This window comes from Brevundimonas sp. RM1 (genome assembly GCF_052907225.1).
The window spans coordinates 73,649-86,550 of record NZ_JBRERY010000009.1; the positions used below are offsets into that span (position 1 = coordinate 73,649).

General features: G+C 68.4%; 12 protein-coding genes. 3 read left to right on the forward strand and 9 right to left on the reverse strand.

From position 1 onward, the window contains the following. Positions 1-25: 25 nt before the first annotated feature. On the forward strand, positions 26-565 hold the full coding sequence (locus tag ACU5AP_RS10250) for a disulfide bond formation protein B (protein ID WP_446681205.1): 540 nt from the start codon (positions 26-28) through the stop codon (positions 563-565). 12 nt (positions 566-577) lie between these two features. Next, positions 578-1,168 (forward strand): demethoxyubiquinone hydroxylase family protein, encoded by a 591-nt coding sequence (locus ACU5AP_RS10255; protein WP_003164026.1) that lies wholly within the window; start codon positions 578-580, stop codon positions 1,166-1,168. 85 nt (positions 1,169-1,253) lie between these two features. On the opposite strand, the gene ACU5AP_RS10260 is transcribed toward ACU5AP_RS10255, so the two are convergent. The 5 genes from ACU5AP_RS10260 to ACU5AP_RS10280 all read right to left on the reverse strand — a co-directional run bounded on the left by ACU5AP_RS10260 (position 1,254) and on the right by ACU5AP_RS10280 (position 7,351). Continuing rightward, complete coding sequence (locus ACU5AP_RS10260) at positions 1,254-2,207, reverse strand: hypothetical protein (protein WP_446681206.1); 954 nt, start codon at positions 2,205-2,207, stop codon at positions 1,254-1,256. 2 nt (positions 2,208-2,209) lie between these two features. Then, the gene (locus ACU5AP_RS10265) at positions 2,210-4,879 is read right to left on the reverse strand and encodes a fimbria/pilus outer membrane usher protein (RefSeq protein ID WP_446681207.1); all 2,670 of its coding nucleotides are present in this window, start codon (positions 4,877-4,879) and stop codon (positions 2,210-2,212) included. After that, positions 4,876-5,760 (reverse strand): molecular chaperone, encoded by an 885-nt coding sequence (locus ACU5AP_RS10270; RefSeq protein ID WP_128719410.1) that lies wholly within the window; start codon positions 5,758-5,760, stop codon positions 4,876-4,878. Before ACU5AP_RS10270 ends, ACU5AP_RS10265 begins: the two co-directional genes overlap by 4 nt. A 142-nt stretch (positions 5,761-5,902) precedes the next feature. Beyond that, positions 5,903-6,664: a hypothetical protein gene (locus tag ACU5AP_RS10275; RefSeq protein WP_446681208.1), complete on the reverse strand. Its 762-nt coding sequence runs from the start codon at positions 6,662-6,664 to the stop codon at positions 5,903-5,905. Between the two features lie 156 nt (positions 6,665-6,820). Next, positions 6,821-7,351 (reverse strand): hypothetical protein, encoded by a 531-nt coding sequence (locus ACU5AP_RS10280; protein ID WP_143276795.1) that lies wholly within the window; start codon positions 7,349-7,351, stop codon positions 6,821-6,823. 207 nt (positions 7,352-7,558) lie between these two features. Between ACU5AP_RS10280 and ACU5AP_RS10285 the strand changes: the two genes are divergently transcribed. After that, the gene (locus ACU5AP_RS10285) at positions 7,559-8,419 is read left to right on the forward strand and encodes a hypothetical protein (protein ID WP_446681209.1); all 861 of its coding nucleotides are present in this window, start codon (positions 7,559-7,561) and stop codon (positions 8,417-8,419) included. A gap of 18 nt (positions 8,420-8,437) precedes the next feature. Here ACU5AP_RS10285 and ACU5AP_RS10290 read toward each other — a convergent pair whose 3' ends face one another. From ACU5AP_RS10290 to cobT, 4 genes are all read right to left on the reverse strand, one after another. Further along, positions 8,438-8,944 (reverse strand): helix-turn-helix transcriptional regulator, encoded by a 507-nt coding sequence (locus ACU5AP_RS10290; RefSeq protein WP_128719413.1) that lies wholly within the window; start codon positions 8,942-8,944, stop codon positions 8,438-8,440. 334 nt (positions 8,945-9,278) lie between these two features. After that, positions 9,279-9,713: a hypothetical protein gene (locus ACU5AP_RS10295; RefSeq protein ID WP_040344483.1), complete on the reverse strand. Its 435-nt coding sequence runs from the start codon at positions 9,711-9,713 to the stop codon at positions 9,279-9,281. 309 nt (positions 9,714-10,022) lie between these two features. Next, positions 10,023-10,991, reverse strand: coding sequence for an esterase-like activity of phytase family protein (locus ACU5AP_RS10300; protein WP_446681210.1), 969 nt, complete (start codon positions 10,989-10,991; stop codon positions 10,023-10,025). Then, entirely contained in the window at positions 10,988-12,871 is a 1,884-nt protein-coding gene (cobT, locus tag ACU5AP_RS10305) for a cobaltochelatase subunit CobT (protein WP_076224582.1), read from the reverse strand. The genes ACU5AP_RS10300 and cobT overlap by 4 nt, the downstream gene beginning before the upstream one ends. Positions 12,872-12,902: the final 31 nt, after the last annotated feature.

Genomic DNA, 12,902 nt, shown 5'->3' on the forward strand with positions numbered 1-12,902 from the left:
GGCGCCTGGTTCCTGTGAGGCGCAGATGAGCGCGATCTATAAAATGCTGACCCGCTGGTGGACGGCCTTCGCCCTTGGGGCGTCGCTGGCCATGCTGGGCGCGGCCCATGCGTTCGAGCGGTTCGGCGGAATGCCGCCGTGCAGCCTGTGCCTGAAGCAGCGCGAGGTCTATTGGGCCGCCGTCGCCATCGCCGGGGCCGCCACCTTCTGGGCTCTGTTCAGCCGGGCCAGCCGGGGCACGCCGCGCATCGCCTCCTTCCTGCTGGCGGCGATCTTCCTGACCGGGGCGATCACGGCGGGCTATCACGCCGGGGGCGAGCTGAAGTGGTGGGCCCTGCCGGCCACCTGCATGGCCGCGCCGAGCACCACCATCGACCTGTCGGCGCTGACCGCCCTGATCGACGGCACGGGCGGAAGCGCGGGCTTCGTCTCCTGCGGCGACATTCCGTGGAGCTTCGCGGGCCTGTCGATGGCGGGCTGGAACTTTGTGATCTCCCTGGCGCTGGCTGTCTTCAGCCTGCTGGCGGCGAAACGTCCCAAGGACGCCCGCGCGCCGAGGAGCTAGGATAGAGGCGCCATGACCCAATCAGCCGAAGCCGTCTCCGCCGCCCGTCGCATTCCCCTGGCCCGCCCCGGCGTGGGGCAGGACAAGGCGCGTCTGGCCGAGATGCTGCGCGTCGACCACGCGGGCGAGTTCGCCGCCGTCCACATCTACCGCGCCCAGCGCGCCGTGCTGGAGGGCCGCAAGGGCAAGGACGCCATCGCCGCCGACCTGACCGAGATGGAGGGGCACGAGGCCGTCCACCTGGCCCGGTTCGAGGCTTTGCTGAACGAGAACCGGGTGCGCCCCACGGCCATGATCCCGCTGTGGAAGCTGGCGGCGACGGCCCTGGGCGCCGGGACGGCCCTGATCTCGGAAAAGGCCGCCCATGCCTGCACCGAGGCGGTCGAGAGCGTCATCGAGAAACACTACGCCGACCAGATCGAGGAAATCCGCGACCGCGATCCCGAACTGGCCGCCGAACTGACCAAGTTCCGCGAAGAGGAACTGGCCCACCACGACCACGCCATCGAGCACGGCAGCCGCGAGGCCCCCGCCTACCGCCTGCTCAGCAGCGTCATCAAGGTCGGCTGCAAGGCCGCCATCAAGATCAGCGAACGCATCTAAGCCCTTCTCCCCTTGTGTGGGGAGGCGGACTTCCAGCCTGTCATTTTGCGCCTGTCAGGCTGGCATATCCGTCGCTCGCCGCTGCCTAGATCGGCGCCACGGTCAATTCGATAAGGTCAGAGTAGAGGCCGGCCCGGCGGCGCGAGGTTTCGCCCACCTGCAGTTGCAGGTCATAGGCGTCTTCGCCCAGGCCGGTGCCCTTGCGGCTTTCCACCTGACCGCCCGTGCCCAGGTTGATGGGACGGTTGCCCAGGCTCAGGCGATAGGGCACCCACCAGGACGAGTCCTCGGCCAGCACCAAGCGGCCCTTGTTGCGCGACGATACCGCGACGCGATAGCCGCCGGTGCTCTTGACCCACACCTGCAGCGGCAGATTGGTCCCGCCTTCGGCCAGTTCGCCCAGTTCGATCCGACCGCCGCCGTCCGTGCGGGTGAATGCGCCGCGCAGGCCCATGACAGCCGACGGCTGGACGTTGAGCGCAAGCACCAGCAGCTTGTCCGCTGAAATGCGGTTGTCCTTGGCGCGGAAGGCGAATTGCACCGGCTGTTCGAACAGGCCGTCCTGGCTGAGTTGATCGACATCGACTTCGAGACGATAGCGGCGCAGGACGCGCGCGCCCGGCTGAAGCGCCAAGGCCGCGCCGCCTGGGCGGGCTTGGGATCGGCCCGCGACCGGGGTCAGGTTCGCCGCCGAAAACTCGTCCGTCAGGCTGTAGGGCAGGGTGGACCAGCGGCCGCTCGGTCCGGTGGTCGGCCGCAAGCCGAACGGCTGGCCTACGGTGGTGACTTCCACCTCGCCCTCGCAGGCGGCCGCGCCGTCGTTGGACCAGGCGATGTCGAAAGTGGCGAAGGCCGCATCATCGCCATAGGGATCATAGCCGCGGATCTCCCATCGCGCCTGCTGCGGCTCGATCCGCACCTGGCAGCCGGGGGCAGCGGGCCGCGACGCCTGCGCCGTGGCGGCTCCGGCCGCCGCGAGCGACGCGATCAGCGCCATGCCGGCGAAGGCGGACGACGCACGTTTTTGAAGAACGCTCATGCTCAATCTCCTTCAGGCGCAGCGATGTCGACGTGGATGACACGCAGATTGTAGAGGCCGTCGTTGTCGGCCGGGACGGTGAAATCGAAGCCGCCCCTGGGGTCAGTGAAGAGTTCGACGCGATAGCGCCCGCCCGGCTTCAGCCCCTGGACGGCGAAGCGGCCGACGCTGTTGGTGAAGAAGGGCTGGGAAGGGGCGTCGGGTTCGTCCAGGGCGATCACACGCCCGCCGATCAGCGACAACGGCGCCGGGCCCGCAGCTCCGCGCCCGGTGACTGAGCCCACGGCGCTGACGAAGGCGTCCGAACCGATCTCGAAGGCGTAGCCGCTGCGATAGGCCGGCCGCACCCGCCGTACGCCCTCGCCGATGTCATAGCCGGCGGGCACGTCGATGACGTCGTAGTAGACGGAATCGTTCACATACGACCCCAGGTAGGGATAGAGCACCGGACCCAGGGGGCCGCTGGCGGCCGAGTAGCGGCCGTCGCGCAGGACTTCGCCGGCGATGACCGGACGATCTTCCAGGCTCGGGTGGCCGTACAGGATGGCGAAGCTGTCGGCGACGCGCCGGCCGATGGCGGCCTTGCCGCCCGCGAAGGCGATGGCGGTAGAGACGCTGGCGGTCGTAACCTGCTGGTCGCTGATCGAGCCGAAGTCCTGACCGTATCCGGCGTGCGAGATCGAGGCGTTGAAGCGGTTGCCGACATAGTCGACGCCGCCCAGGAGGCTGGCGGGACCGTCGTCATAGGTGGCGATGGCGGAATAGCCGATCGAACCGGCCAGGTTCTCCGGGATCTTGTAGAAGGAGGCGGAGGCGCTGTTCAGGTTGGAATCGTAGCGCGCGTCGGCGCGTACGTCGCTGGACGGCCGCCAGGTCAGGGCGAAGGTGAAGCCCCAGCCGTCGCGGTCGCGGCGGCCGCCGGGCGTGTCTTCGTACTTGAGGTAGTTCACCCCCGCCTGAGCGCTCCACTGACGATTGATGGCGTAGTTGGCCGTCAGGTCCGAGCGGAAGGAATCGCCCAGGCCCGCGCTATCCCGCGACTTGTTGTAGGCCAGGCCCACGCTGCCGTAGAGGCGGTCGGAGAAGACGCGCGAGTATTGGCCGTAGGCCTGCCAGGCGATGGGGTTGGAGGCGTCCGGGTCCGAAAGCGTCGCAAAGCCTTCCGACACATGTTCGAACTGAACCGTGAAGAAGTCCGACGTCGTGGGCCGGTCGATATAGAAATCATAGGCTGCGACAAGGGCGTAGCCGCCGCCGGCCGTGTCGCTGTTGCTGGCGCCGACCTGGAAGTTCAGACGAGACCCGTTGCGCAGGATGAACTGGGTCTGGGCGTTGGCCATCTGGACCCGTTCGCTGGCCTGCAGGCCGACGCCCAGGGCGGGTTTGTCGATGAAGGCCTTGCGCCAGTAGCCCGTGAAGGCGAGGTCGCCGTCCGAATAGTCCGGCTGGCCGAAGCTGGGACGTCCGGCCACCCCGAGATATCCGCCGTATTCGTACTCGCCGGGATCGAGGTCGATCGAGTCGATATAGGCGCTGTAGCGATAGGATTGGGAAGCGCCCGATCCGTCGACCACGACGACTTCCAGGTCGTTGCTCCCGGTCTGCACCGGCAGGTTGGACAGGTCGTACTGGCCGGGGTCCAGGCGCAGTTCGCGCACCAGGGCGCCGTTGCGCAGGATACGCACCGTGGACTCGCTCTGCAGCAGCAGCTGCCGGTCCTGGCGGAACACGTTCGGACGATAGGGATCGAAGCGGCGCCGCTGGCGCGTCACGCCGACGCCGCCCACGTCGGCATAGCCCTGCAGACCGCGGAACTCGGGGTTGAGATCGCCGACGGTCCAGCGGCGGTATTCCTGGGGCTGGTCGTAGACGAAACGAGCGTAGCGCCGCAGCCATTCATAGTCGCCGGACCCCAGGGTCTCGCGGCCCTGAACCTCGGCCTCCAGAACCAGGCCGCGCCAGCGGCCGGCGCCGTTCAGATAGACGTTCGGCGCAGGGGCGTCGCCGGTCGCGTGGCGGTAGCTCCACGATGTCGCCGCGTTCAGGAAGGCGGAGAAGGGCAGGGGCGCCAGGCCTTCCGCCTCGGGGCCGCCGCGCTCGAACAGGACTTCCAGGCGCCGAAGATTAGGGGCGACGCGCACCACCAGCAGCGACAGGGCTGTGGGGTCGTATTCGAGCGACACCCCTTGAGCGGCCAATTCCTCGCCTTCGAAACCCTGCTGGCCGGCCAGTCGCGCCGTGAGCGCCACAGCGGCCTCGTCGGTGAGCAGGGGCGTGATCAGTTCGAGGAAGCCTGCTGAATCGACGATGAAGCGATCATCGCGCGTCAGGGTTACAGGAACTTCGCCCAGAGGCCGCCGGTTGAACGTCAGCGGCGCGGTCAGGGTGATGTCGCGGTTGTAGGGATTGATGTCAGGACGCACGACCGCTGCCGGCGGGGCGGCGGTCTGGGCGGCGGTCTGGGCGGCGCTCTGGGCCGCGCCCGGCGGCGGGTTCTGCAGAGGTTGGGCCTGAACCTGCGCCGGGGTCTGCGCCTGTGGCGGCTCTTCGAACCGAGGCGGCGCCGTGATGATGGGCGCGTCTTCGCTCAGCGACGCCGCGCTGGCGGGCGCTGCGCCGTTCGAGACCAGAACCGAGGCCAGGATCGCCGTAGGGACTAGCCGAGGCTTCATTGGCTGAAGCGCACCTTGATCGGCGCATCAGGCGAGAAGGCGACGCTGGTGGGCAGGTAGAAGGTCCGATCGCCCTTCAGGGGCTCGAGATAGCCGGCGCCGACGGCCTCGTTGACGGTCGAGGCGTCCAGGCGGATTTCGGTGCGCGCGCCGTCGGGACCACGCCCCTCGACCCACCAGGTTGCGCCGCTCATCAGGGCGTAGCGGCGGCCGGCGTTGCGCACGCGGACCTCGACGCCGGGAACCTTGGCGGCGGTGGGCGTCGGGGCGGCCTCGCCCGTGCCGCCGACGCTTTCGTCGATGACGGGGGCGGCCGGGGCGGCGTCGATTTCAATTGCGCGGGCGCTGACGACCGAGACGTCTGCGGCGGCGCCCGGAGGCGCGACGGTGACCAGCGACTTCATATGGTAGACGACCTGCACCTGGGCGGCGAGGTCGCCGCTGGCGCCTTCCTCCAGTTCGACGGGAAGCTGGCGGATGCCGACGTAATAGGCGCGCGACACGTCGATGTCGGGGTCGCCGACCCACTGGACCCGGATCACCTGGCGTCCGCGCACGGGCACGACGCCCTGCGGCGGGAAGACCAGGAAGTCCTCATCGGCCGGGGTTTCCACAAGCTTGCCGTTCTCGTCGAAGGAGATGCGCGTGATGCGCGTTTCATAGGGCAGAGCCTTGGCGGCCAGGTTCTGCACCTCGATCCTGGCGGAAGACCCGGCGCCGCGCGACGAGATTTCCGCGACCATGGGCGAGACGCGCATCGCCTCGACGGCGGTGGCGGTGATCCCCAGGAACAGGGTGGCGGCCAGGACCAGTCCGATGCGGGACTTCTTTTTCTGTCGTTCGACGCGAGGCGCGGCCCGCTGTTTCAGCCCTAGTCCCATATTCACCTTCCCCCTCGGTCTGCAGACCCGTGTACCGACGTCATGCAGAATTCGTGCCGCTGATACGCAAATGACGTCCTGCTGATGCTTGAAGCCCGCCCGACAGGGCCGGGCGGGCTTCTTCGCATCTTGCCGGGCCGTTTTAGATGGCGGCCAGTTCGATCGTCAGGGTGTCCTGATAGGTGCCCGAGACCAGCGACTTGCTCGGGACCGGCACGTTGATGTTGACGTTGAAGTGCGACTTCCAGGCGCCTTGGACCTTCAGGTCGCCGGCTTCGGTGGTGTCGACCGTCAGCGTTTGCGTCGAGGCGGTCGCCGAACCGGCGCCGGCGGGAACGCCGGTCCAGGTCGCATCCACCTTGTACGGCAGGTTGGCCTGGAACTGGGCGCCGTCGAAGGCGCCGGCGTAGTTCGACTTCATGCCGGCGACGCCGTTGGTCTTGGTGATGCGCACTTCGTTGCGGGTGTTGCAGCCCGCGGTGTTGGTCTCGATCGAGGCGTTGGCCGCGCTGACCATGTCGAAGGCGTCGTCAACGCCGCCGTTGTCCAGGGTGTTGATGCCGATCTGGCCGAAGTTCAGAACGGTGTTGATGTTGCCCGAGTAGAAGGAGCAGTCCTGCGAGACTTCGCCGCGCAGGGTGAAGCTGGCTTGGGCGTTGCCGGCGGTGCCGATGTTGTTGGCGACGCTGCCCGAGGCCGAGATCCACGACGCGACTTCCTCGCCGCCGAGGAAGGTCGACAGGGCGTTGGCGCCTTGGCCGGCGAGGGCCGAGCCCTGGCCCGAGCCGCTGATGCTGCCGATGATCGGCAGGTGAGCCGCGCTCTGGCTGAAGCTGCCGGCCGAAGCGGCGGTCGCGGAGAGGGCCAGCGCAGCGACGCCGGCGATCAGTTGATAGGCTTTCATTTCAGTCTTCCTCCAAGAAGTGCGCAGGATTGCGCCAGTCACACCCGCTTTGGCCGCGCCGCACACGCCGAGCTTCCGCACAGTCCGCTCAGCTGCCCCACGGGGGCGCCAGGCATCCGCTCGACGCTCGATGTGCTTCGCGTTCATCGCCGGTCTCTACAGCCTCGGCACGAGGCTGATCTCCACGGTTTCCCAGTAGCGTCCGGCCAGCAGGCCGGCGCCTTCGGGCTCCATCATCTCGATGTTCAGGCGGCCGCCGTCGAAGGCGACGCCGCCTCGGCTCGAGATCACCTGTCCCGCCTGCAGCTGCCGGCTGGTGAAGTCGCCGGTCGCCGCGCCGCCGCGTCCGCCGCGGCCCGGGTTTCCGCTTTCCAGGGGCACGTTGATGGCCAGGCGATAGGCCGCCAGGCCGCTGTACGGGCCTTGCCCGCGCGGCAGGGTTTCATGCGCCAATCCGCCGTTGGCGGAGCGCAGATTGATGTCGAAGGGGACGTTGCAGCTCAGGCCGAAGCGCGTCTCGACGGCCAGTCCGCTGCGCCGCAGGTCGCCGAAGTCGACGCCGCCCAAGGCCCCGATGTCGCACCGCGGCGAGATCCGGCCCACGGCTTCCAGCACCAGGGACTTGCGCCCGGCGTCGGCGGCCTCGGCCGCCGTTCCCGCTGCGACCAGCATTGCGGCTGCAAGCAAACAGGCTGTTCGCATCTGCTCCCCGGCGTATGTCGCCGCCCCCTCGTTCGAGGGCTAAGGAGCACGTTAGGCTTTTGTTAATCGTCCCCCATTTGGGGTACGCGCCAAAAGAAAGAATGGTTAATTTCATGATTATTCGATGAAATTCGCCGCGTGAGCGAATTGGAGCGACCCCGCCTCGTGTCGAGGTCGTTGGGGGAGCCTGATATGAAGATGCTTTTCGCGGCCCTTTACGTCCTGGCGCTGGCCGTCCCTCAGGATCCGCCGGCCGCCGCCGGGCCTGCCGACGCCCCGATCTCGGCCCTTGAGGTTCAGCATCGGCCCGACGCCGTCGGCGATCTGCGCGTGTTCGTCAGCGAGACCGAGCTGACGTCCTACGCCGAAGGCGGCGAGGCGCGTCAGGTCAACCGTCAGAAGTTCGAGCTGGAGACCCTGGCGGCCTCGACGGAACAGATGACCCTCCGGTTTCGGTTGCTGGAAGCCTCCTTGACCGACAGCCGCGATCCCGGTCTGGAGCGGCTTCTTCAGGCTTGGGTCGGCGTGGATGTGGTCGTCGCCGCTGACGCCTCTGGACGACCTGTGGCTTTTGCGGACTGGCCCGCCGTGCGGGAGGCGTACCGCACGCGTCTGAGCGAACTGGGCCTGCAACAGGAACAGGGGGACGTCCTGGCGGCGGGGCTGGACCGCTTGCCGCCGGAGGATCTGCTGTCCCTGCTGCTGAGCGATGTCGCATTGCTGGCGGAAATGCAGCCCCGACAGCCTCTGCCGGAAGGCCGTGTCGAGCAGCCGTTTCAGAATACGGACCAAGTGGCGCGATCCGGCGTGCAATCGGCTTCGCGCACCGCCGACGGATGCGGCCTTCTGCTCACGCGCTCGTTCAGCGCCGAAACGCCTGGCTGGACCGGGACCGCGAACAGCATGAAGCGCGATACCCGCGCCACCCTCCATATAGCGGACGGCTGGGTGTCCGAGGTCAGCCGCACGACCGCGATGCGTGCGGGCGAGCAGCGGTCGGATGAGGTGGTGCGCATCCGGCGTGATCCGGCGCCGCAGTGTCCCGCCGCCTGATCGTCAGCCGCAGGCGGGTCAGGACAGCCGGAAGGGCGATATCTTGGCGAACATCTCTTCGCGGCTGCTGACGCCCAGCTTGGCGTAGGCGCGTTTGACGTGCGTGCGGGCGGTTTCCAGGCTCACGCCGAGGTCTTGCGCGGCTTCTGTGACCGTAGCGCCGTCGACCAGCCGCTTCAGCAGAGTGGTTTCCGCCGAGGTGAGGTCGAGCGCGGGACCGAAGTCGGCCCACAGGCGGCGCGATCCCGCGGTGTCGCTGAAGGCCAGGATGACGGCTTGGGCTTCGCCCAGCGCGATCCGCACCGCCCGGATGATCAGGCAGTCCCCGCCGCCGTCGCGTCGAGCCAGAACCCAGGCTCGAGGCTCGTCGCCCAGGTTCTCAAGAAAGGCGGCGAAGGCGAACACGCCTGTGCGCTGGGCGAAGCTCAGTCGGCCCCCGACTTCACCAAGATCGCGGTCGATGGTGAGAAGCCGGCGCCCTTCTTCATTGCTCCACAGAAGGTGCAGGCTGGGCGTGATGATCATGGCCGCACGGCTGCAGCTCTTGCTCCAGGCTTCTGAGCAGGCGGCCTCATTGATCGCTTCAATGTCGAATCGACACGCCTCCGCCGGTCCCTGCAGGCCCACCCCGTTCCCTCCCCGTCGACAATCCAGGGCCGTGGGCCCCGTCCTCGCTCGTTGATATTATCGCGATCAACGAACAGCGCCATTATGTAAAATCGAGGGCGTTAACTGTAAAGTTTGAAACTTGATGGGCGGCCTGTGATGCGCGTCGATGAGGCGCGGCGCGCAGAATGACAAATCCCCCCGCCGAGGCCTCGGCGGGGGGCTTTGTCGCGTCTGAACCGAAAAACTTCGCCTATATCGGCTGAATCGTCAGGGCCAGGACCAGAGGTTCGTCCAACTGCACCTCGTCGAAGCGGTAGGCGATGGTGCGGATGGCCGCCATATTGGAGCGACGCAGTTCCAAATTGCCGGTCTTCGTCAGGTTCAGCGATCGCTCGCCATAGGTCATGCGGGCGGTCTCTGTGGCCTTGAGCGGACGATAGGCGGCGGAGACGGTGAAGCCTCCGGGGCTGTTGCAGGCCTCGATAACGGACCCTGTCCGGCCGGTCTCCGCAACGACGGTCGTGTCGGGCCGCACCCAGCAGGCGACGGGTACGACCGCGCGCAGTTGGTAGGAACCGCCCGCCCTGGGGCCCGCCGCAGCGATCTGCGGCGAAGCGAAGGCCGTCACGCCGGCGGCGACGGCGACAAGAAGCGCACAGCGGCGCAGCCGCATCAACTTGGTCATGGCGTCCTCATGGCTCCTGATTGCCACGAGACCATAAAGGGGGCGCCCTTAACGCCTGCCGATCAGACAGGCTTAGTGCGCGCTTAATTACTATAATGAACCGATACTTACTGACCTAGCGCAGAGCGCACATGAGAACTCAAGGCGAGCCTTCCACAAAAGCTTCATGGGTGGCTGTTTCTAAAAGCCTTCGACTGAGGTCGCGTTGATCGGTCGAGGCCTTCAGGGGCGGCGGAAGGTGCTGCTGTCTTGAGAGACAGGCGGCCGTGAAGGGAAAAAGCCCGAACGCCTTCTGCAAGGGAAGAAGAATCAGCGAACGTCAAACGCCAGCATCAGGGTCTTCTGCGCCGGATTGGCGTTGTCGTCGGACAGGATGTAGAGGCGCGTTCCTTCCGCACGGCGCTCGGCGGCGATCCCTTCGAAATTATCCGTCAGCCCCGGCAGCTTCAGCTCGACCAGCACCGGTCCCAACGTCCCGTCGGCGTCCATGCGGCGCACCCGCGCGCGCACGTCGAAGGGCGGGCGCCACGACCGCTGCACCGCGAACCAGCCGTCGCCGCGGGGATCGCGCTCCAGACCGGTCAGCCGCCAACTGTCAGTGGGCGCCGTCGGCTCGACCACGGGGCGGCAACCCTCCAGCGAGCAGTCCCAGACCCCGCCGCCTTCGCCGCCGACGCGCCAGCCGCCGGGCGCGGTCGCCAGCGCCTCCAGGCCTTCGTTCAGCGGGAAGTCGACCGCCGGATGCGGCCGCGCCTGCGGCCGGGCGCTGAGCGCGTCCAGCGGGCCGTAGCTCCAGATGCGATGTTCGCGCTCGAAGCTGACCAGAACCTCGCCGTCTTCGCCCAGAGCCAGCCCCTCGGCGTCGCCCGCAGCCTTGTCGGCGATCGGCTCGCCCTCGGCCGTCGTCAGCCGCCGCACCCGCAGATCGTGCAGCCCCGACAGCTTGCCGTCCGCATCCAGCTCAAGCCGCCCGCGCACCAGATCGCCGGAATCCGACACAGCCACGAAACCGCCGTCGCCCGTCAGCTTCAGGTCCGACAGTCCGTGCAGGCTGGAGACGGGCGCTGCGATCAGTTGCACCCCGCCCGCATAACGCACGCCCTTGGCCAGTCGTGCGCCGCCGGGCAGTCCCAGACCCACCTGCCGCGTCGACCCGCCCGCGGGCGTCCAGCCGTCGGCCGTCGTCTCGGGCGTCCAGGGGCGTGACGTTACCGCCGCCCCGGCGCAGGCGGCCAGGGCGAGGGAGATCAGGGCGGCGACATAGAGGCGGCGATTCACGCCGCGCGCTTGTGCGGAGCCCGCCCGCCCTTGCTGCTGATGGCCTTCGGTTCGGCCTCGAACAGTTCGGCCAGCTTTTCGGTCATGGCGCCCGCCAACTGTTCGACGTCGACGATGGTCAGGGCGCGGCGATACCAGCGGGTCACGTCGTGGCCGATGCCGATGGCTAGCAGCTCGACCGGGCTGCGCGTCTCGATCTTCTCAATCACCTGGCGTAGGTGCTTGTCCAGATACAGGGCCGCGTTGGCCGACTGGGTGGAGTCGTCGACCGGCGATCCGTCCGAGATGACCATCAGAATCTGCCGCGCCTCGGGCCGGGCCAGCAGGCGGTCGTGCGCCCATTCCAGCGCCTCGCCGTCGATGTTCTCCTTCAGCAGGCCCTCGCGCATCATCAGGCCCAGGTTCTTCTTGGCCCGGCGCCAGGGCGCGTCCGCGCCCTTGTAGATGATGTGGCGCAGGTCGTTCAGGCGGCCCGGGTTGGCGGGCTTCCCGGCGCTGATCCACGCCTCGCGCGACTGTCCGCCCTTCCAGGCGCGGGTGGTGAAGCCCAGGATCTCGACCTTGACGCCGCACCGCTCCAGCGTCCGCGCCAGGATGTCGGCGCACACCGCCGCCACCATGATCGGCCGCCCGCGCATCGAGCCGGAGTTGTCGATCAGCAGGGTCACGACCGTGTCGCGGAACGGGCTTTCGCTCTCCATCTTGAACGACAGGGGGCTGGTCGGGTCGGTGATGACGCGGGTCAGACGCGCCGTGTCCAGCATCCCTTCCTCAAGGTCGAACATCCAGCTGCGGTTCTGCTGAGCCAGCAGACGCCGTTGCAGTTTGTTGGCGAGGCGCGAGACCACGCTGCCCAGCGTCGACAGCTGCGCGTCCAGCAGGGCGCGCAGCCGGTCCAACTCCATCGGGTCGCACAGCTCGGCGGCGTCGATGACCTCGTCATAGGCGGTGGTGAAGGCGCGATAGACCTCGACCGCCCGGCCGTCATCCTGGGTCTGCTGATGGTTGGGGCGGTCGCCCTCGCTCAGTTCGGGGGCGTCTTCCTGGCCCTCGCCGTCGGGCTCGCCCGGCGTGCCGTCGGGACGGGCCTGGCGCTCGTCCTCGGCGGACTGGTCGTCGGCCGTGCCGTCCAGGGAGTCGCCGCCCTCGCCGCCGTCCTGTTCTTCCTGCTCGTCCTGATCCGCCTGGTCCTGATCGGGCTTGTCGGCGTCGTCCTCGCCGTCCTCCTCGGGCGAGTCGCCGCCGTCGGCGTCGCCGGGGTCGAGATCCAGCGCGCGCAGCAGATCCTTCATCCGAGCGCCGAAGGCCGCCTGGTCGTCGCCCAGGGCCGCCAGGGCGTCCAGCTCGGCGCCCGCCTTGGCCTCAAGGTCGGCGCGGACCCGGTCCAGCATGGCCTTGGCGCCGTCCGACGCCGGTTCGCCCGTCATCCGCTCGCGCAGCAGAAGGGCGGCCGCCTCGGCCACCGGCACCTGGGCCGCCTCGGCGCGCAGGGCGCCCGACTTCTCCAGCCGGGTGATCAGGGCGGACTCTAGGTTGCGCCGCACGCCCTTCAGCTCGCGCGCGCCGACGGCCTCGACGCGGGCCTGTTCGACGGCGTCGAACACCTCGGCGGCGTTCATGTCGACCGGGCGCAGCCGCGCGTCCAGCGCCGGATCATGATTGGCCAGGCGCAGGGCCAGCCGGTCGGCCTGGCCGCGCAGGGCGGCGCTTTCCGGCGCGGCCGGATCGCGCGGCGGGTGGGGCAGGGACAGGACGCCGTTCGACAGACGCGGTCCGTCCGAGCCGAAACGCACCTCCAGCTCGGCCTGTTCGGCCAGCGCCCGCGCGGCGTGCGACAGGGCGCGTTTGAACGTCTCTACGGGGGTCTCTGCGGCGGCCATCCGCCACACATAGACCATACTGCGGCGGGGG